Raw genomic sequence first — 22,111 nt, 5'->3', positions numbered from 1 at the left:
TTGATTAAAAGCAAAAAACATTTCAATTGGCACATGCCGCCCATGCCGCAATGGTAAAAAGGGTAGCGGCTGGCGATGACACGGAGACGATGTGAAAATTCGGCGCATTTACGCGGGAGAACTCGCCCTGGGCGTGGCCCTGCCTTGGGACGTGCACGGCGAAACGGGCAGCTTGCTGGCCAGGCTGGGCCATGTCATCAGCAGCGAGAACCAGATCGCATTGCTGCTGGCGCGCGGCGTCATCGCCGATACCAGCGCCGACGTGCCGCGCACAGCCACGGAAGCACCGTCGGCCCTGCGCATGCTCAACCTCGTCACGGCCGGCCTGGCCCTCGTCTTGCCGGCCATTGCCGCCGGGCAGGCGGGCAACCATGCATCCCTCGCGCCGCTGGCGCAGCTGGTGGAAGAGGCCGTTGCACTGGACGCCGACGTGGCGCTTGCCTGCATCCTGCACAACCAGGGCGCGGGCGACTTTGCCGTGCGCCACAGTGTCGACACGGCCGTCATCACGGCCCTGCTGGCGCGCGCCCTGAAACTCGATGACGGCGTGATCCGCAGCGTGGTGCTGGCCGCGCTGAGCATGAATGTGGGCATGCTGGAACGCCACGCCGATTTCCAGCACAAGGCGGGGCCGCTGGATGCGCAGGAACGCGCCTATTTGCGCGCCCATCCGCAAGCCGGTGTCGACGTGCTGCGCGCGGCTGGCGTGACGGACGCCGTCTGGCTGCAAGCCGTGCTGCAGCACCATGAAAATATCGATGGCAGCGGTTATCCGCTGGGCACGCAAGGCGAGGCGATCGGCATCGGCGCGCGCCTGATCATGCTGGCTGACCGCTATTGCGCGCGCGTGTCAAGGCGCAGCTACCGCCAGCCCCTGCTGCCGAACGTGGCCCTGCGTGAAATGCTGATGGCCGACAAGGCCACGCTGGATGCGCCGCTGGCCTCGCTGCTGGTGCGCGAGCTGGGCATCTATCCTGTCGGCACTTTCGTGAAACTACTCAATGGGGAAATCGGCGTCGTCACGCGCAAGGGCTTGAATGCGACCACGCCGCACGTGCAGTCGCTGGTCGGCCCGCGTGGCGCGCGCCTGGACGTGCCGCTGCGGCGCGATACGCGCGTGGACTTGCACGCGATTCGTGAAGTGCTGAGCGCGGAGCAGGCGGGGCTGCAGTTTCGCCCCGATCAGCTGTGGGGCCGCAGCGCACGCGTTTGATTTAGTTCAGCAGACCAGCATCGAGCCGTCCCTCGAGCGCCAGCTCGCGCATGATGCGCACCGTGTCGATGTCGGACTCCTTGTAGGCCGAGCGGCGGAAGTCGTCGTACAGGGCATTGGCCGCGTCGGTGGCCGCGTCGTGGCCATCGTCGTACTGGAAGCGCACCCACATGCTCGCTTCGTCGGGCATTTCGATGGTCATCACCAGCGAGGACGCGCTGATATCCTGTTGCGCCGGCACTTCGTAGCGCACCTGCAGTTGCGGTATCAGCACCACCTTGTCGTTGATGACCAGCTCGCCATAGCGCAGGCTGCGCGCGAAACCGGCGTCGCTGCGTTCGCTGATCTGGCATTCGTCGAGGTGCGGCACGAACAGCTTCGGCGACTCGGCGCGCAAGACCAGGCCGCGCCACACCTGTTCCAGAGTCAAGGTGTCGATCAGCGGGTTCAAAGGATCGTTGATTTCAATCAGGTGTTCAAATTTCATGGGACTGCCATTCTGTAAGTGGGCGCGCACGGGCGATATAGGCGGAATGGTACTCCAGGCGTGGCATCGCCGCACGCATTGAATCGGCCAAGATGGCGGCATATGGCGATATATCAATGACTATGCCTGTTTTTCAGGCAGGGTCCGCCATGCAAATAGCCCACGCGACGCTGTTACAATGGGCTGCTGTTCCCTGCGGAAATACCCTGATGTCCAAAGCACCACAGTTCGGTCTGAATGCGCCCCAAAGTGAAGCGGTTACCTACCTCGACGGCCCTTGCCTCGTGCTGGCGGGCGCCGGTTCGGGCAAGACGCGCGTGATCACGCAAAAGATCGCCCATCTGATCGAAGACCGGGGCTATGACCCGCGCACCATCGCCGCGCTGACCTTCACCAACAAGGCGGCGCTGGAAATGCAGGAACGCATCGCCAAGCTGTTGAAACAGCCGCGCCAGGCCAAGCAGTTGACAGTGTCGACCTTCCACTCGCTGGGCGTGAAAATCCTGCGCCAGGAAGCCAATGGCGTGGGCTTGAAGGACCGCTTTTCCATCATGGATAGCGACGATTGTTTTTCTCTCGTGCAAGATCTCGCCATTACCACCGATAAACAGGTCATTCGCGGCATCCAGAATGCCATGTCCCTGTGGAAAAATGGCCTGATCGATCCGGACATGGCGCTGGCGCAAGCCAAGGATGAGGACGAAGCGAACGCGGCGCGCATCTACCGCAGCTATGTCGCGACTTTGTCCGCCTACCAGGCCGTCGATTTCGACGATCTGATCCGCTTGCCGGTGGAACTGTTCCGCAACAACGGCCCCGTGCGCGACAAGTGGCAGCGCCGCCTGCGCTACCTGCTCGTCGATGAATACCAGGATACGAACACCTGCCAATACGAACTGGTGAAACTGATGGTGACGGGCATCGGCAAGAAGCCGATGTTTACGGCCGTGGGCGACGACGACCAGGCGATTTATGCGTGGCGCGGCGCCACCGTGGAAAACCTGAAGACCCTGGAGACGGATTTCCCCGATCTGCGCGTGATTAAGCTCGAGCAGAATTACCGCTCCACCATGCGCGTGCTGAACGCGGCCAATGCCGTCATCGGCAACAACCCGAAACTGTTTGAAAAGTCGCTGTGGTCCGAGCACGGCCTGGGCGAGCCGATCAAGGTGCTGGGCATGCAGACGGACGAGCAGGAGGCGGAGCAGGTCGCCATCATGATTTCGGCCGACCATTTCGAGCGCAAGAACAAATTTTCCGACTACGCGATTTTGTACCGCGGCAACCACCAGGCGCGCATCATCGAGCAGTGTTTGCGCAAGGAACGCATCCCGTACACGATTTCCGGCGGCCAGAGTTTCTTCGACAAGGCCGAGATCAAGGACATCATCAGCTATCTGCGCCTGCTGGCGAATGAAGACGACGATCCGGCGTTCATTCGCGCCGTGACGACGCCGCGCCGTGGCGTGGGGCAGTCGACGCTGGAGGTGCTGGGCGCGTTTTCGGGGCAGTGGCAGTGCTCGCTGTTCCAGGCTGTGTTCAAAGGCGGCATCGAGGCCAAGCTGACGGACCGCCAGCTGGGGCCGCTGCGCGACTTCTGCAACTTCATCAATGACCTCGAATCGCGCGCCAGCCGTCCCGGCGCGGCCGGCAGCGGCGATAACGCGGCCGAAGTGTTGGACGACATGATGAAGGAAATCCACTACGAATCGTATCTATACGATGCTTTCGAGGAACGCCAAGCGCAAAGCAAGTGGCAGAACGTGCTGGAATTCGTCAACTGGCTCAAGGAGCGGGGCCGGGGCGGCAAGGACCGCGACGGCGAAGAAAAGAACGTGCTGGAACTGACGCAGATGGTGGCCCTGATGACGATGCTCGAGGGCAAGGACGAGGAGCAGGACGCCGTGCGCATGTCGACCCTGCACGCGTCGAAAGGTCTCGAGTTTCCGCACGTGTTTCTGGTGGGCGTGGAAGAGGGCATCTTGCCGCACAAGGGCGACCCTGACGCGCCGGCCGAAACCATCGCCGCGCGCATCCAGGAAGAGCGGCGGCTGATGTACGTGGGCATCACGCGGGCCCAGCGCACCTTGCACATCACGTGGTGCAAGAAGCGCAAGCGGGCCGGCGAGCAAGTCCATTGCGACCCGTCGCGCTTCATCAAGGAAATGGAACTCGACGTGGGCGACGCCGTGCCGACGGAGGCGGAAGTGATTTCGCCCAAGGAGCGGTTGGCGCGCATGAAGGCCTTGCTGGCCGCGCCGAAGGGCTAAGCGGCGTTCACGCTTCCACGGCGCCGTCTGGCGTGGTTTTCGGCACGATGGCCAGCTGCATGCCCAGCGCATCGAGCATCTTTAAAATGGTTTCAAAGCGCGGCTTGCTGCCTTCGCGCAAGGCTTTATATGCGCCTTCGCGCGTGATGTCGGCCCTGGCCGCCACCTTGCCCATACCGTAGGCGCGCACCACGTCGTTCATGGCCGACTGGAACAGTTCGGCGTTGCCGGTGGCGACGATTTCGCTCATGTAGGCGGCCACGGCTTCCTTGCTGGTCAGGTGTTGTGTGGGATCAAATTTGCTCAGGCCTAATGCGTCCAGGTCGTCGAGGTCAAAGCCGTCAGCGTCAGTATGGTCGTTCATTTTTTTCGTGCTCCTGTCGATGGGCTGGCCACCGCTTTTTGTTTCCGGATGGCCGCCTGTTGGGCCTTCAATGTTTGCAGTATCGCTTGCGCGTGCTTGATGTCGCGCCGCTGGCTCGACTTGTCGCCACCGAGCAGCAGCAAGATCAGGGTGCCCAGGTTGGTTTCGTGAAAATACACGCGCCAGCCGGGCCCCGTCTGTAAAAAACGCAGCTCGCACACGCCTTCGCCCACGGGCCGCCAGTCGCCCTTTTTTCCGTGCTGCAAATGCTTGATGCGTGCATCGATGGCTGCGGCAGCCACGTCGTGCAGGGAGTCTTCCCAGCGCCGGTATTCAGCCGTCTTGCGCGTATCGATCAGGTCAGGCAAAGTGGATACGTCCATTGTAATCGTTTGTTCTCATTCGTCAAGCGGTTTGATTCAGCCATACGGGGAGAATAGGCAGAAATCGGCACCGCTACAGGAAGAATGCCGCTTGTTTGTCCTGGCTCACGCCGTGACGGCGGTAGAATGCCGCTTTCAGTGAGAAATGATCGTGAGCACCATGGACAATGCAGAACAGATGGAAGTACGTTTCGTCGATATCGAAATCAAGCTGGCGCAGCAGGAAGACCTGGTCGAATCGCTGAACCAGATGGTGTACCAGCAGGGCAAGCGCATCGACCAGCTCGAGGCGATGCTGCACAAGCTGGGCGAACACGTGCGCGACGGCGCGCAGCAGGCAAATGGCGGACTGGTCAACGAACGCCCGCCGCATTATTAAATCAGCATCGTGACGCGGGACACATGAAAACCGTTCATCAAAGGCGGGCGCGCTACCATCGGTAGTTGCTGGTGACGCAAGTGTTTCAGGCTGTTATTATTTCAGGCTGGCCCGCGACACAATCGCGGCTCTCTTGCGTTTCTTGAAAGAAGACATGACCCGTCCAACAATGCTCGTCATCGCCGCCAGCCTGATGCTGGCGCCAGCCGCCGCTGTTTTTGCCGCCACCGCGGCGCCAACCACCACCGCTACCGCGGCGGTAGCCTTGCCTGCCTCGAACCCGTTTGCGCAAGCGAGCAGCCTGCCATTCAACTATCCGCCGTTCGACAAGGTGCAGGACGCCGACTACGCGCCCGCCTTTACGGCAGGCATGGCCGCCAATCTGGCGGAAATCAGTGCGATTGCGAACAACAAGAAACCAGCCACGTTCGACAACACCATCGTGGCCATGGAACGTTCGGGCCAGTTGCTGAGCCGTGTACGTACTGTGTTTTCCGTGATGTCCGGCTCGAATACGAATGACACGATCCAGGGCCTGGAACGCGAGCTGGCGCCGAAAATGGCGGCCCATAGCGACGCGATCATGCTCAATGACAAACTCTTCAAGCGCATCGACACCCTGTACGCCAAGCGCGACAAGCTGGGTCTCGATGCGGAATCGAAACGCTTGCTGGAGCGTTACCACACGGACTTCGTGCGCGCCGGCGCCAAGCTGTCGGCGGCTGACAAGGAAAAGCTGCGCGCCTACAACGGCCAGCTCGCTGCCCTGTCGACCAAGTTCGCACAAAATGTGCTGAAGGAATTGAACGCGTCGGCCGTCGTCGTCGACACGCGCGAAGAACTGGACGGCCTGTCGCCTGCCGCCATCGAAGTGGCCGCCGGCCTGGCCAAGAAGCGCGGCCTGGACGGCAAATATGTGATCGCCCTCGTCAACACGACAGGGCAGGCGCCGTTGTCGCTGCTGACCAACCGCGCCTTGCGCGAACGCATCATGGCCGCTTCGCAAGCGCGCGGTAGCCGTGGCGGCGAGTTCGACAACACCCAGGAAGTGCTGGAACTGGCCAAACTGCGGGCCGAACGTGCCGCGCTGATGGGCTACCCGAACTATGCGGCGTATTCGCTGGAAGACCAGACGGCGCACGACACCACCGCCGTGAACGCCCTGCTGGGCGAGCTGGCGAAGCCGGCCGTCGTCAATGCGCGCCGTGAAGCGGACGATATCCAGAAGGTCATCGATGCAGGCAAAGGCGGCTTCAAGGTGGGCGCCGCCGACTGGGCCTTCTATAGCGACAAGGTACGCGCCGAACGCTACAACTTTGATGAAACGCAATTGAAACCGTACTTTGAAATGCACAGCGTGCTGACCAAGGGCGTGTTCTTTGCCGCCGGCAAGTTGTACGGTCTCACGTTCAAGCAGCGCACCGATTTGCCCGTCTACAACGCCGACATGCTGGTGTACGACGTCTTCAATGAAGACGGCACGCAGCTGGCGATTTTCACGCTCGATCCTTACGCGCGCAGCAACAAGCGCGGCGGCGCCTGGGCGAATGCCTATGTGGGCCAATCGACCTTGCTGAACCGCAAGCCGGTGATCGCGAATAACCTCAACATTCCAAAGCCGGAAGCGGGCCAGCCGACCCTGATGACGTTTGACGAAGTCAACACCATGTTCCACGAATTCGGCCATGCGCTGCACGGCATGTTTTCGAACGTGACATACCCGCGCTTTGCCGGTACCAGCGTGCCGCGCGACTTCGTCGAATACCCGTCGCAAGTCAATGAAATGTGGGCGCTGTGGCCGGAAGTGCTGCAAAACTATGCCAAGCACTATCAGACGGGCGCGGCTATTCCCGCCGAGCTGCTGGCGAAAGTGACGGCGGCCGACAATTTCAACCAGGGCTATAAAACCACGGAATACCTGGCGTCGGCCCTGCTGGACCAGCGCTGGCACCAGCTGACCCCGGCACAGATCCCGACCGACGTGCTGGCATTTGAAAAGGCCGCCTTGACGGATGCGGGCGTCGATTTCGCCCCGGCGCCGCCGCGCTACCGCACCACCTATTTCTCGCACGCGTTCGCGGGCGGCTACTCGGCCGGCTACTACGCCTATCTGTGGTCGGAAAAGCTCGATGCCGACACGGTCGAGTGGTTCAAGGAAAACGGCGGCCTGACGCGCAAGAACGGCGACTGGTTCCGCAATAAACTGCTGTCGCGCGGCGGCAGCGCCGATGCGCTCGACATCTACCGCAACTTCCGCGGCCGCGATGCGAAGATCGAGCCGCTGCTGGAACGCCGTGGCCTGAACGGCAAGTAATCCTCGTACCCGTCACCGGCCTGGCCGGTGATGAACATCAGTGGCCGCCATGTAATGGGCGGCCATTTTTATTTGGCGAATTGCCACGCAAACCGTGGTAAACCGCGCAGTTGGCGCGATGCACCACAGGATCGCCCATGTTGGATGACGCCTGTGTGACAGGCTGCTATGATCTGCCACTGGCCCGCGACGCGATCGCGGCTCTTCCCCGCGCCTTCTGAAAGATGTCATGATCCGTCCACAACTGCTCGTCATCGCCGCCAGCGTCATGCTGGCCCACGCCGCTCCGTCCGCCATGGCTGCCGCCACCGCAAAATCCGCGCCTGCCGCTGCCATCAGCGCCCAGAATCCCCTGCTGAAAGCGAGCCCGCTACCATTCCAGATGCCGCAGTTCGGCCTGATCAAGGATGCGCATTACGCGCCGGCGTTTGCCGAAGGCATGAAACGCCAGCTGGCTGAAGTGAACGCCATCGCCAACAACCGCCAGGCGCCCACGTTCGAAAACACCATCGTGGCCCTCGAGCGCACGGGGCAGCTGCTGCACCGCGTGCAAAGCATCTTCAGCAACATGACGTCGACCAACACGAACAGTGTGCTGGAAGCGGTGGAAGTGGACGTGTCGCCCAAACTGGCCGCGCATGGCGATGCGATTACCCTGAATCCAAAACTGTTTACCCGCATCGACACCCTGTACGCCAAGCGCGACAAGCTGGGTCTCGATGCTGAATCCTTGCGCTTGCTGGAACGCTATCACACGGACTTCGTGCGCGCCGGCGCCAAGCTGTCCGATGCGGACAAGGAAAAATTGAAAGCCTACAACGCCGAACAGGCGGGCCTGGAAACGGCCTTCGCGCAAAACGTGCTGAAGGAAACGAATGCCAAGAGCATCGTCGTCGACACGCGCGCCGAGCTGGCCGGCATGACGGATAGCGATATCGATACGGCTGCCGCCGCCGCCAAGGAACGCGGCTTGAATGGCAAGTTCGTCATCGCCCTCGTGAATACGAGCGGCCAGCCGCCATTGGCCGTATTGACGGATCGTAAGACACGCCAGCGCCTGATGGATGCGTCGCTGAACCGGGGTAGTCAGGGCGGCGAGTTCGACAACCGCGCCATCGTATTGAAACTGGCCAAACTGCGCGCTGAACGGGCTACTTTGCTCGGTTACGCCAACTACGCCGCGTACTCGCTGGAAGACCAGACGGCCAAGACGACCACGGCCGTCAACACCCTGTTGTCGGAACTGGCGAAACCGGCCGTCGCCAACGCGCGCCGCGAAGCGGCCGACCTGCAGCAAGTGGTCGATGCGGAAAAAGGCGGTTTCCAGGTAGCAGCGGCCGACTGGGCCATCTACACGGACAAGCTGCGCAAGCAGCGTTTTAATTTCGATGAAAACGAGCTGAAACCGTACCTGGAATTGAACAGCGTGCTGAACAACGGCGTCTTCTTTGCTGCCAATAAACTGTACGGCATCAGCTTCAAGCAACGCACTGATCTACCGGTGTACAACCCGGACGTGCGCGTCTACGATGTGACGGACGCCAACGGCAAGCCGCTGGCCCTGTTCATCGCCGACTTCTATGCACGCGGCAACAAGCATGGCGGCGCGTGGATGAATGAGTACGTGTCGCAGTCAATGCTGATGGGCACGCATCCAGTGGTGGCCAACCAATTGAACATTCCGAAGCCGCCGGCCGGCCAGCCGACGCTCTTGACGTTCGATGAAGTGACGACCATGTTCCACGAATTCGGCCATGCGCTGCACGGCATGTTTTCGAACGTGAAATATCCGCGCTTTGCCGGCACCAGCGTGCCGAGCGACTTCGTCGAGTATCCATCGCAAGTCAATGAAATGTGGGCCGTCTGGCCGGAAGTGCTGCAAAACTATGCCAAGCACTACCAGAGCGGCGCGGCCATGCCGCAGGAATTGCTCGACAAGGTGACGGCGGCGAAGAAATTCAACCAGGGTTTCATGACGACGGAATACCTGTCGGCGGCCTTGCTGGACCAGCGCTGGCACCAGCTGGCGCCGAGCCAGATCCCGACCGACGTGCTGGCCTTTGAAGCAGCGTCGCTGAAAGACGCTGGCGTCGATTACGCGCCCGTGCCGCCGCGCTACCGCACCAGCTACTTCTCGCACAGCTTCTCGGGCGGCTACTCGGCCGCGTATTACGCCTACCTGTGGTCGGAAAAACTGGATGCGGAATCGGTTAACTGGTTCAAGGAAAACGGCGGCCTGACGCGCAAGAATGGTGACTGGTTCCGCAGCAAATTGCTGTCGCGCGGCGGCAGCGTCGATGCGCTGCAACTGTTCCGTGACTTCCGTGGCCGCGACGCCACCGTGGAACCGCTGCTGGAACGCCGCGGCCTGAACGCGAAGTAAGACGTCCTCGTCAGAAGCTTGCGTTGCGTTGACATGGCGCACGCAAGCTTTCCGTGCCGGCGGCGTAGAATTGAGTAAGATGTAAACAAGAAGGCAGTTGAAAGAGTATATGAGTCAGCAAGATTTGAATGGCATTACCCTGGAAGGTATCGTGACGCGCCTGCAAGCCCACTACGGCTGGGACGGCCTGGCCAAGCACATCGATATCAATTGCTTCATCAGCGATCCCAGCATCAAGTCGAGCCTGAAGTTTTTGCGCAAGACCCCGTGGGCCAGGAGCAAGGTGGAACAATTGTTCCTGGACACGCAATTTACTGACTGACAGGAAAAAACATGGATAGCAAACTCAAGGAATCGCTGCAACAACTGCATTCGACACTGGAAACCAGCGGCCCCGTCGATGAAGAACTGCATGGTTTGCTGCAAAAACTCGATGTCGACATCAAGTTGCTGATGGAAAAGCGCGCCGCGCAAGAGCAGGAAGAAGAGTCGACCACCTATGGCCTGGCCGAGCGCAGCCAGGAATTGTCGGCCAAGTTTGCCGTCAAGCACCCGAAATTGGAGCCGGCGTTGCGGGAACTTGGTGAGATTCTGGCAAATATGGGAATTTGATCGGGGTCCGTCGCTTCGCGATCGCAATGCGCCCCACTGGGGCGCATTGCCCCGCCGGATCTGCCCCGTTCCTCCCAAGTAATTGAAAAATAAACGTTTTTTGTACTGAAATCCAACAGTAAAAAGCAGGCCGTCAGGTTGGAAATGGCCAATTCCGGTACAATCCGTACCCTATGAGCTCCCCTACCAATTTATTTGCGACCGTTCCCAAGCGGTCTGCCCGCGCTGCCGTGGCGCCTTTCCTGCCGATGTCGCGTGCCGAGATGGACGCGCTGGGCTGGGACCAGTGCGACGTCATCCTCGTCACGGGCGACGCCTACATCGACCATCCGAGTTTCGGCATGGCCCTCGTTGGCCGCCTGCTCGAAGCGCAAGGTTACCGCGTTGGCATCATCAGCCAACCGGACTGGCTGTCGGCCGACGCGTTCCGCATCCTCGGCAAGCCGCGTTTGTACTACGGCATTACCGCCGGCAACATGGATTCCATGGTCAACCAGTACACGGCCGACCGCAAGATCCGCTCCGACGATGCCTACACGGCGAATGCGGAACCGAACAAGCGCCCGGACCGCGCCGTCACCGTGTACGCCCAGCGCGCGCGCGAAGCGTATCCCGACGTGCCCATCGTCATCGGCAGCATCGAAGCATCGTTGCGCCGCATCGCCCATTACGATTACTGGTCGGACAAGGTCCGCCGTTCCGTCTTGCCCGATTCCAAGGCCGATCTGCTGATCTTCGGCAATGCCGAACGGGCGCTGGTCGATCTGACCCACCGCCTGGCCGCCGGCGAATCGATCAAGGATATCCGCAACTTGCGCGGCACGGCCTTCATGGTGCCGTCCGGCTGGCTGCCCGGCGACGACTGGGGTGTGCACAACTCCACCCGCGTCGACGTGCCCGGCAAGATCGATCCGCACTACAGCCCGTATGAGATGGTGCAGGAAGACAAGACCGCCTGCGCCACGGAAAATGCGTCGAAATCGGCCGAAGTCATCAAGCCGATCCGCATCATGAGCCGTGAAGAGCGCCTGGCCATGGCCAAGGAAAAGCATGACAAGACGGTCGTGCGCCTGCCCGCCTACGACGTCGTCAAGGATGACCCCGTCATGTATGCGCACGCGTCGCGCGTGTTCCACCTGGAATCGAATCCCGGCAATGCGCGCGCCATGGTGCAGGCGCATGGCGAACGCGACGTGTGGCTCAACCCGCCGCCGCTGCCGCTGGCCATGGACGAGATGGATGGCGTGTACGACATGAATTACGCGCGCGCCCCGCACCCGAGCTATGGCAAGGCGCATATTCCCGCCTGGGAAATGATCCGCTTTTCCGTCAACATCATGCGCGGCTGCTTCGGCGGCTGCACCTTCTGCTCGATTACCGAGCATGAAGGCCGCATCATCCAGAGCCGTTCGGAGCCGTCGATTCTGCGTGAAATCGAGCATATCCGCGATAAAACCAAAGGCTTTACAGGCACCATTTCCGATATGGGTGGCCCGACGGCGAATATGTACCGCCTGGCCTGCAAGGAAAAAGAGATCGAAGTGTCGTGCCGCCGCCTGTCGTGCGTGTACCCGTCCATCTGCGTGAACCTGGGCACGGACCACAGCAAGCTCATCTCGCTGTACCGCAAGGCGCGCGCCATTCCCGGCATCAAGAAAGTGCTGATCAGCTCAGGTCTGCGCTACGACCTGGCCGTACGTTCGCCTGAATACGTCAAGGAACTGGTGACGCACCACGTCGGCGGCCTCTTGAAAATTGCGCCCGAGCACACGGAAGAGGGGACTTTGTCGAAGATGATGAAGCCCGGCATCGGCGCGTATGACGAGTTCAAGGAAATGTTCGACCGTTTCTCGCTGGAAGCAGGCAAGAAGCAGTATCTGATCCCGTATTTCATCGCCGCCCATCCGGGCACGACGGACGTGGACATGCTGAACCTGGCCCTGTGGCTGAAGAAGAACAATTTCAAGCTGGACCAGGTGCAAACCTTCATGCCCACGCCGATGGCCATGGCGACGACCATGTATCACACGCGCAAGAATCCCTTGCGCAAGGTCACGGCGGATTCGGAAGTGGTGGAAACGGCCCGCAGCGGCAAGATCCGCCGCACGCATAAAGCGTTCCTGCGCTACCAGGATCCGGCCAACTGGCCGATCCTGCGCGAAGCGCTGGTCAACATGGGCCGTGGCGACTTGATCGGCAATGGCGACAAGCATTTGATACCCGCCTGGACGTCGTCGGAGTCGGGCGGACTGGCCGCAGGCGAACGCAGCCGCCAGACGCATGGCGCCGGCACGCCAGACAAGTTCAAGGTCACGCCGGGCAAGAACCGCATTGCCCTGGGCGGTACGGCAGCGGCGCCCAAAGCGTCGGCCGCCGAGTCGAAGGTGCGCCCATCGATCCTGTCGACCATCAAGACCAAGGCCAAGCCGGCCGCCGCGCCGATGGGCCGTGGCGGCAAGCCGCCAGCCAAGGGCGGCCATGCCGCACCGGCACGGGGCGGACGCAAGTAAGCCAGCGTCACTGTCCCCGGCATCGACTGAGAACCCGGCAACGCATACAGCGTTGCCGGGTTTTTTGCCATCTGCGCACCAACATGGGGCGCAGCACGCCATGCTGGCAGGATTTTTACCAATATTTAAAAATTGAATAGAGCAAAAGGCAATTTTCCCTTGTGGCAACTTGGTATTTGAAAATATACTCGTTGAACATTTAGCCGTACGTCAACAATACTGCCATTCTGGCAAGCGCCGGCGTACGCGGCTCCCAGCGTTGATATGAAAAGAGATGCCAATTGAAATGCCTTTCCTGCCAGGCCGAGAATAAGCCGGGCGCCAAATTCTGTTCTTCCTGCGGCACGACGTTTGCCGTTGCCACGACCGTTGCCGCCCCGGTGCCGGGAAAATCCTGTGGCCAGTGCGGCCATGACTGCAAGCCGGACGCCCGGTTCTGCCCCAAGTGCGCGTTCAGCTTTGCCGTGGCGCCGGTGGCCGCAGCGATGCCGCCGCCGCTGCCAGAGCCGGTCATCGCGCCGGAGATTGCGCCCGTCATTGAACCCGTGTCCGTGCCTGAGCCTGCCCCGGCACCGGTGGCGGAACCGATCGCGCCACCTGCGCCACCGCCCGTGCTGGAAAAGCGCCGTGCCGATCCGGTCCCTGCGCCCGCCCCTGCACGGGAACCAGAAACCGCTCCCGCAGCAGTGACAGACAGCGTTCCCGACACGCCGGCTGACAGCCCACCGGCTGGCAAGCGCATGAAACTGATCGCCGCGGCCGTCGCAGCGGTGGTGCTTCTGGGCGGTGCGGGCGCTTACTATTTCTTGTCAAGCAAACCGCCTGTCGCCGTGCCTGAACCGGAGGCAACCTTGCCGGTGCAGGAAGACCCTGCGCCGGCCGCCGAGCAGCCGCTGGCCATCGATGACGCTGCGCTCGATGGCGGCACGGCGGGCGACCTTGCCGCGACACCTGCTGCCGAGCCTGAGCCTGAGCCAGCGGCAGCGCCTGCTCCAGCACCCGAGCCGGCTCCAGCAGCGGCCCCGGCCCCTGTCGTGGAAAAACCGGCCAAGCCCGTCAAGGTGACCCCGCCACCGGCGCCTGTCAAACAGACGACGGGCCTGGAAAGCGTGATCACGGACAGCCTGTCGGAAGCGAGCCACTGCATGAGCCAGCGCAAATACGACTGTGCCATTGCCAATGCGAATGCCGTGTTGCGCATGGACAAGGGCAACCGCCATGCGCAGGACATCAAGCGCAAGGCGAAGGAAGCGCAAGACAAGGCGCTGTCGCAAATCCAGATCGAGTAAGCCGTAGCTTGCCTCCCATTCCTATTTTGATTCTTTCGGAGAATAACGTGAAAAACTTGAAACAAATGGCCAAGCCCCTGGTGGCGATGCTGGTCGTGTCGTCGATGCTGGCCGGCTGCGCCGCGCCGGGCGGCCCTGGCGCCACGGGCAATACCACCACCGCAGGCACGGAAGCGGCCAGTGGCGAATGCAATACGGCCATGCTGGCCGGCATCGGCGCCGTCGTCGGCGGCTTGCTGGGCGGTGGCAACAACACCGTGCGCGGTGCGGCCCTGGGCGCCAGCTTGGGCGCGCTCGCCTGCGTGGCCTTGAATTATCAAAGCCAGCAAGTCAAGACGTCGCAGCAGGTGCAGGCCGATTACAAGGTGGCCAACAAGGGCAAGCTGCCCGAGCAGTCGACCCTGGTGAAATACGAGACGGGCTTTACGCCGTCGTCCGTGCGTCCGGGCCAGAAGGCGCAGACCAATTCGTACATCGAAGTGGCGGCCGGCACGCGCGATCCGAACCCGCTGGTGGAAGAAGAATTGAGCCTGTACAAGCCCAATGGTGAGCTGATCAAAACCGTGCGCAAGGTGGTCAGCAGCAATAACGGCAGCGGCGCCTACAAGGGCGGCTTCTCGATTCCCATGCCTGAAGGCGTGCCGCAGGGCATTTACCCGGTACGCACGGCCCTGTACCTGAATAGCAAGCGCGTCGGTGGTCAGGACGTCAAGCTGCAGATCGTCCAGCGCCAGGCGCCTGCGAGCGAGCTGCAACTGGCGCTGGCCTACTGACACAGCATGACCATGGGACGGCCAGGCAGGCCGTCCCCTCCCGATTCACCCCTTCCAGGCCAGACATGACCATTTCCACACAAACACATCAACCTCTTCCCTTTTCCTCCGCCGTGGGTTCGCTGATCGAAGCGACCGACGCCATCAGGAACTTTCGCGCGATTGCGCTGCTGGCCCTGACCTTCATCAGCGCCGTGCTCGTCGGTGGCGTGCTGACGATGCTTGCCGGCGGCATGAGCAGTCCGCTGCTGGTCTTTGTCGGTGGCCTGATGGCCTTCCTTGTGATGTTTTACGGTTCTAACGCTGTCGGCATCATGCTGATGCGCGACGCGCAAGGCCAGCCTGGCATGAGCCTGGTTGATGCCATGCTCGTTTCGCTGTACACGAGCCACCGCCTGATCGCGGTCGTCTTCCTTGAATTTTTGATCGTGCTGGCGGCCATGATCACCATCGCCATCATCTTGTTTGTCTGCAAGATTCCCGTGCTCGGCCCCGTGCTGTACACGGTCGTCTTCCCGCTGTCGGCCATCGTGCTGGGCGTGCTGGTGTTTGCGCTGTTCTACGTGATGCTGCCGCTGGCCGGCCCTGCCGCCTGGTCGGGCGCCACCGTATTCCAGATCATTGCCCGCCTGAACCTGATCGTGCGCACCAAGCTGGTGTCCGTGATTCTGCTGGAAGTGCTGCTGTTCCTGATCACCTCGTTTGTCGCGCTGCTGATCTTTGGCGTGGTCGGTACCGGCGTGTCGCTGACCAGCGGCATGTCGGCCGGCATCCTGGGCCTGGGCGGCCAGATGAATATGTACACCCTGGCTTCGGGTCTGAATGGCGGTTCCGGCTACATCATCGCAGCGGGCCTGGGCGGCGGCTTGCTGTTGGCGGCCGCGGCCGTGGTACCGGGCCTGATCTTCACCAAGGGCGTGTGCATCATTTACCTGAACGCCACGCGCAATGTCGATTTCAGCGCCTCGGAAGCGAGCCTGAACGACGGCCTGGCCACGGTCAAGAAAAAAGCCGAGGAAGCGCGTGACCGTGCGCGCGCCCTGGCCGAGCAAGCTGCGGCACCGGCCACGCCAGCCGCTCCGGCTGCCGCGCCCGTTGACAGCCTGCATTGCCCGAGCTGCAAGGCACCGGTCGCGTCCGATGACGTGTTCTGCGGCGAATGCGCGCATAAACTCAAGTAAGGCACACCATGGCTCACTTCTGCACCAAATGCGGCACCGCCCATGCCCCCGGGGCGCGCTTCTGCGATGAATGCGGCAAGGCTGTCAACGCCGCACCGGCGCCCGCGTCCGCTCCTGTACCGGCATCTGCACCAGCCGCGACGCCGGCGCTGTCCGGCGTGAAGCGGCGCCACATCGTGATCGCCGGCGGCGTGCTGGCGGTGGTCGTCGTGGCTGGCGGCGCCCTGGCGTGGCTGCTGAAGCCAGAGGCGGCCTCGGCCAGCAGTTTCAGCCGCGCCATCGATGCCCACCTGGCCGCTGACGAGGCGGTGCGCGACAAGCTGCTGTGCCTCACCAACTTGCCGTACCAGAAGGAAGAGATCCGCGTGGCGTCGTACGACAGTTCCACTCGGCAATGGCTCGATATCCTCGTGCGTAGCGGCCTGTACAACGCTCCCGTCGAACAAGGCAGCGGTGGTTGGGTTGCGCAATCGCAATTTGTCTACGCGCTGGCCGCGCCGGGCAAGGCGGCCTTGCGTGGCGACAAGCTGTGCGTGGCCAAGGGCGTGAAAGTGGCCAAGGTCAGCGGCTACGATCAGGTGCGCGACCTGGGCGTACAGCAAGTGGCGATGGCCAAGGCCACCCTGACGCTGACCGATGAGGCGGCGTGGTTCGCCAAATCGCCGGACCGCGCGCTGATCCTGCAGCGCTTGCCGGACGGCGATCTGCAAGTGCGACTGCCGATGGCGCTGGTTGACAAGCAATGGCAAGTCATCGATGAAGCGCAGATGAGCCAGGCGGCCATGACCGGTGCGATAGGCAAATCGTCGGCCGCGCAGGGTGCGGGCATGCTGGACAAGCTGAAAAGCGTGTTCAGCTTTGGCGGCCACCCGGCGGTGGGGAAATGGCAGGCGGCGATGGGCAACGTCCTGGAATTTACAAGTGACAGCGTGATCAATAACGGCACCTCGACCAAGGCCACCTTCACCACCAAGGGCAATACCGTGACGATCGCGCCGGAAGGCGCGGGCGAAGCGGCCATGGATATTATCGTCAGCGACGATGGCAGCACGGCGCAGATCAGCATGGGCGGCATGCGGGTAACGACCCTGCGGCGCGTGCGCGATTAAGTATCTGTCAGACAGCGCGGCTTGCTGTCTGATCTGCTTCCCGAAGCCCGGCCATGCCGGGCTTTTTTTCGTCCGCAGGTAGCGGTGCGCACGCCCATTTGTCTTTACATCAAGATAGTTCGCGTCCACACTGAGTTTTTATCTTAGTATCGAGATAGTTGTATGGTTTCTTCTTCCGTCCGCCCCGTCTGGGGCGATATTCTGCTCACGGCGCTGGCGCCCCTGATCTGGGGTTCCACGTATATCGTCACGTCCGAACTGCTGCCGCCCGACCGGCCTTTCACTGCGGCCCTGATCCGCGTGTTGCCGGCCGGCTTGTTGCTGCTGCTGGTCATGCGGCGCCTGCCCGCGCGGCGTGACTGGATGCGCGTGCTGATCCTGTCCGCGTTGAATATCGGTGTGTTCCAGGCGCTGCTGTTCGTGGCCGCCTACCGCTTGCCCGGCGGCTTGGCGGCCGTGGTGGGCGCCATCCAGCCGCTGCTGGTCATGGGCCTGGCCTGGGGCGTGGAAGGGCGCCGTCCGGCCCGGTTGGCCTTGCTTGCCAGCGTACTGGGCGTGGCCGGCATGGGCGTTTTGTTGTTGTCGCCGCGCACCGTGTGGGAACCGGTCGGCATCGCCGCCGCGCTGGGCGGCACGGCTTGCATGGCGGCCGGTACCTACCTGACGCGGCGCTGGAAGCCGGACTTGCCCGTGCTGGCGCTGACGGGCTGGCAATTGCTGCTCGGTGGCCTGATGCTGGCGCCCGTCGCCTGGCTGGCCGATGCACCGCTGCCGGCCTTGTCCTTGCCGCAAATATTGGCCTACACCTACCTGTGCCTGGCCGGCGCCCTGCTGGCATATGCGCTGTGGTTTCGCGGCATCGCCAGGCTGTCGCCCGTGGCCGTCTCCTCGCTGGGCCTGCTCAGTCCCCTGATGGCCGTCGTGCTGGGCTGGGCCTTGCTGGGCCAGGCCATGACGGGCTGGTCAATGCTGGGCTTGCTGCTGGTGCTGGCCAGCGTGCTGGCCGTGCAGTGGGCCAGCGCCCGTCCCGCAACAAACGTCTGATTTCTACGCATTTCTCCTCGGCAGGCCGATCGCGTCGGTCTGCCTGTTTCCCTCTGGGCGCTCCCTTTTTGCTGCACCGCACATACAGTTTTGCTTGCACTGTAATAGGGCATTGAGGCACTATTCGCTTCGCGCAAACGTTTGCGCGCCGTAAAATTTCATAAAAGCATGGTGTAGACGTGCTTGACCAACAACTCTGGAGACGCTCATGACATCCCGTATTCGCCTGAAAATGATTGCCGCCGCTGTCCTGGTGTGTGCCTTGCCCGCCGTGCCGGCGATGGCGCAGACACCTGCCAAACCGAAGGTGGCGCTGGTGATGAAGTCGCTCGCCAATGAATTTTTCCTGACCATGGAAAATGGCGCCAAGGCGCATCAGAAGGCCAATGCCGCCAAGTACGACCTGCTGTCGAACGGCATCAAGGATGAGACGGATACGTCGAGCCAGATCAAGCTGGTCGAGCAAATGATCGTCTCGCGCGTCAACGCGCTGGTGATCGCCCCGGCCGACTCGAAAGCGCTGGTGCCGGTCCTGAAGAAAGCCATCGACGCGGGCATCATCGTCGTCAATATCGACAACAAGCTCGACGAAGGCGCCCTGAAAGAGAAGGGCATCAGCGTGCCGTTCGTCGGCCCGGACAACCGCAAGGGCGCCAAGGTGGTCGGCGACTTCCTCGCCAAGCAGATCAAGAAGGGCGACCCGGTCGGCATCATCGAAGGCGTGTCGACGACCTACAACGCTCAGCAGCGCACCCTGGGCTTCCAGGACGCCATGAACGCGGCCGGCGCGAAAGTTGTCAGCGTGCAGTCGGGCCAGTGGGAAATCGCTCCGGCCAATACGGTGGCGGCCGCCATGCTGAACGCCAACCCGAACATCAAGGCTTTGCTGTGCGGTAACGACAACATGGCCATCGGTGCCGTGTCCGCCATCAAGGCGGCCGGTAAAACGGGCAAAGTCATCGTCGTCGGCTACGACAACATCAACGCCATCAAGCCGATGCTGGCCGATGGCCGCGTGCTGGCTACCGCAGACCAGTTCGGTTCGCAGCAAGCCGTGTTCGGCATCGAGACCGTGCTGAAAGCCCTGGCACAGAAGAAGAAACAGGCCGAGCTTGGTGGCGTCATCGAAACCAAGGTCGAACTGGTCGCCAAGGCCGCCAAGTCCTGATCGTTTGATCCCGCCGGGGCCGGCGCCTGCCTACTCATGCGAGCAGGCGGCGCCGGCCCCGCCGCCACTACCGCGGAGTTTTATCATGCCTACCGACATCCCCCCGGCGCCATCAGCCGCCATCCCTCTATTGACCCTGGACAACATCGGCAAGTCCTATGTCGGCCCCGTGCTGGGCGGCGTGGGCTTGCGCTTTGCCCCCGGCCAGGTGCTGGCGCTGACGGGCGAAAACGGTGCCGGCAAAAGCACCTTGTCGAAGATCATCTGCGGTCTGGAGCAAGCCACCACGGGCACGATGCTGCTCGACGGCAAGTCTTACCAGCCCGCCTCGCGCGGCGCCGCCGAGGCGCTGGGCATCCGCATGGTGATGCAGGAACTCAATCTGATTCCCACCCTGTCGATCGCGGAAAACCTGTACCTGAAAAACCTGCCGCAGCGTTTCGGCTTCATCGACCGCGGCCGTCTCGAACGCGACGCGCGTGAACAGATGGAAAAAGTGGGTTTGGGCGGCCTCGATCCGTGGACCCTCGTGGGCGAACTGGGCATCGGCCACCAGCAAATGATCGAAATCGCGCGCAATCTGATCGGCGCTTGCCGCCTGCTGGTGCTCGACGAGCCGACAGCCATGCTGACGCACCGCGAAGTGGAGTTGCTGTTCCTGCAAATCGAACGCCTGAAAGCCGAAGGCGTGTGCATCATCTATATTTCCCACCGCCTGGAAGAACTCAAGCGCGTGGCCGACCGCATCGCCGTGCTGCGCGACGGCCAGCTCGTGTGCGACGACGATATCGCGGGCCATTCGGCCGCCGATCTGGTCAGCCTGATGGTGGGCCGCTCGGCCGATGATGCCGTCGACCTGAGCGGGCGCACATTAGGGGCGCCGTTGCTGCGCGTGCGCGGCCTGGCGCGCGGCAAGGTCGTCAACCCGACCTCGTTCGACTTGCGCGCCGGTGAAATCCTCGGCATCGCCGGCCTGATCGGCTCTGGCCGCACGGAATTGCTGCGCCTGATCTTCGGCGCCGACCGCGCCGATGCCGGTGACGTGTTCCTTGGCGACAGCGAAACGCCTGCCGCCCTGGCCTCGCCGCAGGCAGCGGTGAAAGCGGGCATCGCCATGATCACGGAAGACCGCAAGGGACAAGGCTTGTTGTTGCGCCAGTCCATCGCCGTCAACACGACCCTGGCCTCGCTCGACACCGTCAGCGGCGCCGGCTGGCTCAACGATGCGTCCGAAGCGTCGGTGGCCGACGACTACATCGAGCGCCTGGGCATCCGCTCGCGCAACAGCGCGCAAACGGTGGCGGAACTGTCCGGCGGCAACCAGCAAAAGGTGGTGATCGCCCGCTGGCTGTACCGCGACTGCCCCGTGATGCTGTTTGACGAGCCCACGCGCGGCATCGATATCGGCGCCAAGTTTGATATTTATCAGGTGCTGGCCGAGCAGGCGCGTCAGGGCAAGGGCCTCGTCATCGTCTCGAGCGACTTGCGCGAACTGATGCTGATCTGCGACCGCATCGCCGTCATGAGCGCGGGCAGCATCGTCGAGACCTTCGAGCGCGGCGCCTGGAGCCAGGACGCGCTGCTGTCGGCCGCCTTCTCCGGCTATTTGACCCCTACTTCCACTCCAGCTGCGGTCTGATCCGCCGGAAAGATTCCCATGACCACCAATTCCTCTCCTTCGTATCTGCAGCGCAGCCTGGCCGACCTGAAAAACTATGCGGGCCTGATCGGCGCCCTGCTGGCCATGTGCGTGCTGTTCTCGTTTGCCAGCGAAAACTTCTTCACCCTGGCCACCTTGAGCACCTTGTCGAACAATATTCCGACCCTCGTCGTGATGGCTGTCGGCATGACCTTCGTGCTGATCATCGGCGGCATCGATCTGTCGGTCGGTTCCGTGATGGCGCTGGCCGCTTCCGTGCTGTCGCTGGCCGTCGTGCACTGGGGCTGGCCCGTATGGAGCGCGGCCCTGCTGGGCATGTTCGTCGCCGCCCTGTGTGGCGCCACCACGGGCCTGATTTCCGTCGGCTGGCGCATTCCCTCGTTCATCGTTTCCTTGGGCGTGCTGGAAATGGCGCGCGGCATGGCGTATCAAGTGACGAACTCGCGCACGGAATACATCGGCAGCGCCGTTGACGGCATCAGCTCACCGATCGCGTTCGGCCTGTCGCCCGCTTTCATCGCCTCGATTGCCATCGTTGTCATCGGCCATTTGGTGCTCACGCGCACGGTGCTGGGCCGCCACTGGATCGGCATCGGCACGAATGAAGAAGCCGTGCGCTTGTCGGGCATCAACACGAAGCCGTCGAAAGTATTGGTCTTCGCCCTGATGGGTTTCCTCGCCGGCGTGGGCGCGCTGTTCCAAGTGTCGCGCCTGGAAGCGGCCGACCCGAACGGCGGCGTGGGCATGGAATTGCAAGTGATCGCAGCCGTCGTGATCGGCGGCACGAGCCTGATGGGTGGACGCGGTTCCGTCATCAGCACCTTTATCGGCGTGTTGATCATTTCCGTGCTGGAAGCGGGCCTGGCGCAAGTGGGCGTGTCCGAACCCGTGAAACGCATCGTCACGGGCCTGGTGATCGTTGCGGCCGTGGTGCTCGATACCTACCGCCGCCGTGGCGAGCGTTCATAATAC

The 22,111-nt window shown here is 62.3% G+C and carries 19 protein-coding genes and 1 pseudogene; 17 read left to right on the top strand and 3 right to left on the bottom strand.

The window, feature by feature from the left end:
- Nucleotides 1-91: 91 nt before the first annotated feature.
- Nucleotides 92-1,213, top strand: coding sequence for an HD-GYP domain-containing protein (locus tag SKZ59_RS27450; RefSeq protein WP_319993525.1), 1,122 nt, complete (start codon nucleotides 92-94; stop codon nucleotides 1,211-1,213).
- A gap of 1 nt (nucleotide 1,214) precedes the next feature.
- On the opposite strand, the gene SKZ59_RS27445 is transcribed toward SKZ59_RS27450, so the two are convergent.
- The gene (locus SKZ59_RS27445) at nucleotides 1,215-1,700 is read right to left on the bottom strand and encodes an SRPBCC family protein (RefSeq protein ID WP_046683204.1); all 486 of its coding nucleotides are present in this window, start codon (nucleotides 1,698-1,700) and stop codon (nucleotides 1,215-1,217) included.
- Between the two features lie 209 nt (nucleotides 1,701-1,909).
- Between SKZ59_RS27445 and SKZ59_RS27440 the strand changes: the two genes are divergently transcribed.
- Nucleotides 1,910-3,970 (top strand): UvrD-helicase domain-containing protein, encoded by a 2,061-nt coding sequence (locus SKZ59_RS27440; RefSeq protein ID WP_051991465.1) that lies wholly within the window; start codon nucleotides 1,910-1,912, stop codon nucleotides 3,968-3,970.
- 7 nt (nucleotides 3,971-3,977) lie between these two features.
- Here the strand turns inward: SKZ59_RS27440 and SKZ59_RS27435 are convergent, their stop codons facing one another.
- The gene (locus tag SKZ59_RS27435) at nucleotides 3,978-4,334 is read right to left on the bottom strand and encodes an addiction module antidote protein (RefSeq protein ID WP_051991466.1); all 357 of its coding nucleotides are present in this window, start codon (nucleotides 4,332-4,334) and stop codon (nucleotides 3,978-3,980) included.
- Nucleotides 4,331-4,717, bottom strand: a complete 387-nt coding sequence (locus SKZ59_RS27430; protein ID WP_219329336.1) for a type II toxin-antitoxin system RelE/ParE family toxin — start codon at nucleotides 4,715-4,717, stop codon at nucleotides 4,331-4,333. Before SKZ59_RS27430 ends, SKZ59_RS27435 begins: the two co-directional genes overlap by 4 nt.
- 160 nt (nucleotides 4,718-4,877) lie before the next feature.
- Here SKZ59_RS27430 and SKZ59_RS27425 point away from each other — a divergent pair, with 160 nt between their 5' ends.
- From SKZ59_RS27425 to SKZ59_RS27355, 15 genes and pseudogenes are all read left to right on the top strand, one after another.
- Nucleotides 4,878-5,096 (top strand): SlyX family protein, encoded by a 219-nt coding sequence (locus SKZ59_RS27425; RefSeq protein WP_034753936.1) that lies wholly within the window; start codon nucleotides 4,878-4,880, stop codon nucleotides 5,094-5,096.
- A 154-nt stretch (nucleotides 5,097-5,250) separates the two neighbouring features.
- On the top strand, nucleotides 5,251-7,410 hold the full coding sequence (locus SKZ59_RS27420) for a M3 family metallopeptidase (protein ID WP_319993524.1): 2,160 nt from the start codon (nucleotides 5,251-5,253) through the stop codon (nucleotides 7,408-7,410).
- A 229-nt stretch (nucleotides 7,411-7,639) separates the two neighbouring features.
- On the top strand, nucleotides 7,640-9,793 hold the full coding sequence (locus SKZ59_RS27415; RefSeq protein WP_319993523.1) for a M3 family metallopeptidase: 2,154 nt from the start codon (nucleotides 7,640-7,642) through the stop codon (nucleotides 9,791-9,793).
- Nucleotides 9,794-9,902: 109 nt separating this feature from the next.
- Complete coding sequence (locus SKZ59_RS27410) at nucleotides 9,903-10,115, top strand: VF530 family DNA-binding protein (protein ID WP_034753881.1); 213 nt, start codon at nucleotides 9,903-9,905, stop codon at nucleotides 10,113-10,115.
- 11 nt (nucleotides 10,116-10,126) lie between these two features.
- Nucleotides 10,127-10,405 (top strand): DUF4404 family protein, encoded by a 279-nt coding sequence (locus SKZ59_RS27405; protein ID WP_034753883.1) that lies wholly within the window; start codon nucleotides 10,127-10,129, stop codon nucleotides 10,403-10,405.
- Nucleotides 10,406-10,653: 248 nt separating this feature from the next.
- Nucleotides 10,654-12,915 (top strand): YgiQ family radical SAM protein, encoded by a 2,262-nt coding sequence (locus SKZ59_RS27400; protein WP_319993561.1) that lies wholly within the window; start codon nucleotides 10,654-10,656, stop codon nucleotides 12,913-12,915.
- A gap of 281 nt (nucleotides 12,916-13,196) precedes the next feature.
- A pseudogene (locus SKZ59_RS28195) lies at nucleotides 13,197-13,304 on the top strand (zinc-ribbon domain-containing protein); the annotation flags it as partial.
- A gap of 162 nt (nucleotides 13,305-13,466) precedes the next feature.
- Nucleotides 13,467-14,204, top strand: a complete 738-nt coding sequence (locus tag SKZ59_RS27390; protein ID WP_319993522.1) for a hypothetical protein — start codon at nucleotides 13,467-13,469, stop codon at nucleotides 14,202-14,204.
- A gap of 47 nt (nucleotides 14,205-14,251) precedes the next feature.
- A complete protein-coding gene (locus SKZ59_RS27385) occupies nucleotides 14,252-14,977 on the top strand; it encodes a hypothetical protein (protein ID WP_219329333.1) in 726 nt (241 codons plus the stop codon).
- A gap of 65 nt (nucleotides 14,978-15,042) precedes the next feature.
- Nucleotides 15,043-16,158, top strand: a complete 1,116-nt coding sequence (locus SKZ59_RS27380; protein ID WP_319993521.1) for a zinc ribbon domain-containing protein — start codon at nucleotides 15,043-15,045, stop codon at nucleotides 16,156-16,158.
- A gap of 8 nt (nucleotides 16,159-16,166) precedes the next feature.
- Nucleotides 16,167-17,267, top strand: a complete 1,101-nt coding sequence (locus SKZ59_RS27375) for a zinc ribbon domain-containing protein (RefSeq protein ID WP_319993520.1) — start codon at nucleotides 16,167-16,169, stop codon at nucleotides 17,265-17,267.
- Nucleotides 17,268-17,429: 162 nt separating this feature from the next.
- A complete protein-coding gene (locus SKZ59_RS27370) occupies nucleotides 17,430-18,311 on the top strand; it encodes an EamA family transporter (RefSeq protein WP_319993519.1) in 882 nt (293 codons plus the stop codon).
- Between the two features lie 208 nt (nucleotides 18,312-18,519).
- Nucleotides 18,520-19,479, top strand: coding sequence for a sugar ABC transporter substrate-binding protein (locus tag SKZ59_RS27365; RefSeq protein ID WP_034753892.1), 960 nt, complete (start codon nucleotides 18,520-18,522; stop codon nucleotides 19,477-19,479).
- An 85-nt stretch (nucleotides 19,480-19,564) separates the two neighbouring features.
- Nucleotides 19,565-21,118, top strand: coding sequence for a sugar ABC transporter ATP-binding protein (locus SKZ59_RS27360; RefSeq protein ID WP_319993518.1), 1,554 nt, complete (start codon nucleotides 19,565-19,567; stop codon nucleotides 21,116-21,118).
- Nucleotides 21,119-21,136: 18 nt separating this feature from the next.
- Complete coding sequence (locus tag SKZ59_RS27355; protein WP_070303783.1) at nucleotides 21,137-22,108, top strand: ABC transporter permease; 972 nt, start codon at nucleotides 21,137-21,139, stop codon at nucleotides 22,106-22,108.
- Nucleotides 22,109-22,111 lie beyond the last annotated feature (3 nt).

Source organism: Janthinobacterium sp. GMG2 (assembly GCF_033949445.1).
Classification (GTDB): Bacteria; Pseudomonadota; Gammaproteobacteria; order Burkholderiales; family Burkholderiaceae_D; genus Janthinobacterium; species Janthinobacterium aestuarii.
The sequence above is the reverse complement of the archived record's forward strand: the minus strand, read 5'-3'. Positions and strand labels throughout refer to the sequence as shown.

Coding starts and splice junctions, on each gene's coding strand:
- SKZ59_RS27445 (WP_046683204.1), bottom strand. CDS start 1,700: ATGAAATTTGAACACCTGATTGAAATCAACGATCCTTTGAACCCGCTG.
- SKZ59_RS27440 (WP_051991465.1), top strand. CDS start 1,910: ATGTCCAAAGCACCACAGTTCGGTCTGAATGCGCCCCAAAGTGAAGCG.
- SKZ59_RS27435 (WP_051991466.1), bottom strand. CDS start 4,334: ATGAACGACCATACTGACGCTGACGGCTTTGACCTCGACGACCTGGAC.
- SKZ59_RS27430 (WP_219329336.1), bottom strand. CDS start 4,717: ATGGACGTATCCACTTTGCCTGACCTGATCGATACGCGCAAGACGGCT.
- SKZ59_RS27425 (WP_034753936.1), top strand. CDS start 4,878: ATGGACAATGCAGAACAGATGGAAGTACGTTTCGTCGATATCGAAATC.
- SKZ59_RS27420 (WP_319993524.1), top strand. CDS start 5,251: ATGACCCGTCCAACAATGCTCGTCATCGCCGCCAGCCTGATGCTGGCG.
- SKZ59_RS27415 (WP_319993523.1), top strand. CDS start 7,640: ATGATCCGTCCACAACTGCTCGTCATCGCCGCCAGCGTCATGCTGGCC.
- SKZ59_RS27410 (WP_034753881.1), top strand. CDS start 9,903: ATGAGTCAGCAAGATTTGAATGGCATTACCCTGGAAGGTATCGTGACG.
- SKZ59_RS27405 (WP_034753883.1), top strand. CDS start 10,127: ATGGATAGCAAACTCAAGGAATCGCTGCAACAACTGCATTCGACACTG.
- SKZ59_RS27400 (WP_319993561.1), top strand. CDS start 10,654: ATGTCGCGTGCCGAGATGGACGCGCTGGGCTGGGACCAGTGCGACGTC.
- SKZ59_RS27380 (WP_319993521.1), top strand. CDS start 15,043: ATGACCATTTCCACACAAACACATCAACCTCTTCCCTTTTCCTCCGCC.
- SKZ59_RS27375 (WP_319993520.1), top strand. CDS start 16,167: ATGGCTCACTTCTGCACCAAATGCGGCACCGCCCATGCCCCCGGGGCG.
- SKZ59_RS27370 (WP_319993519.1), top strand. CDS start 17,430: ATGGTTTCTTCTTCCGTCCGCCCCGTCTGGGGCGATATTCTGCTCACG.
- SKZ59_RS27365 (WP_034753892.1), top strand. CDS start 18,520: ATGACATCCCGTATTCGCCTGAAAATGATTGCCGCCGCTGTCCTGGTG.
- SKZ59_RS27360 (WP_319993518.1), top strand. CDS start 19,565: ATGCCTACCGACATCCCCCCGGCGCCATCAGCCGCCATCCCTCTATTG.
- SKZ59_RS27355 (WP_070303783.1), top strand. CDS start 21,137: ATGACCACCAATTCCTCTCCTTCGTATCTGCAGCGCAGCCTGGCCGAC.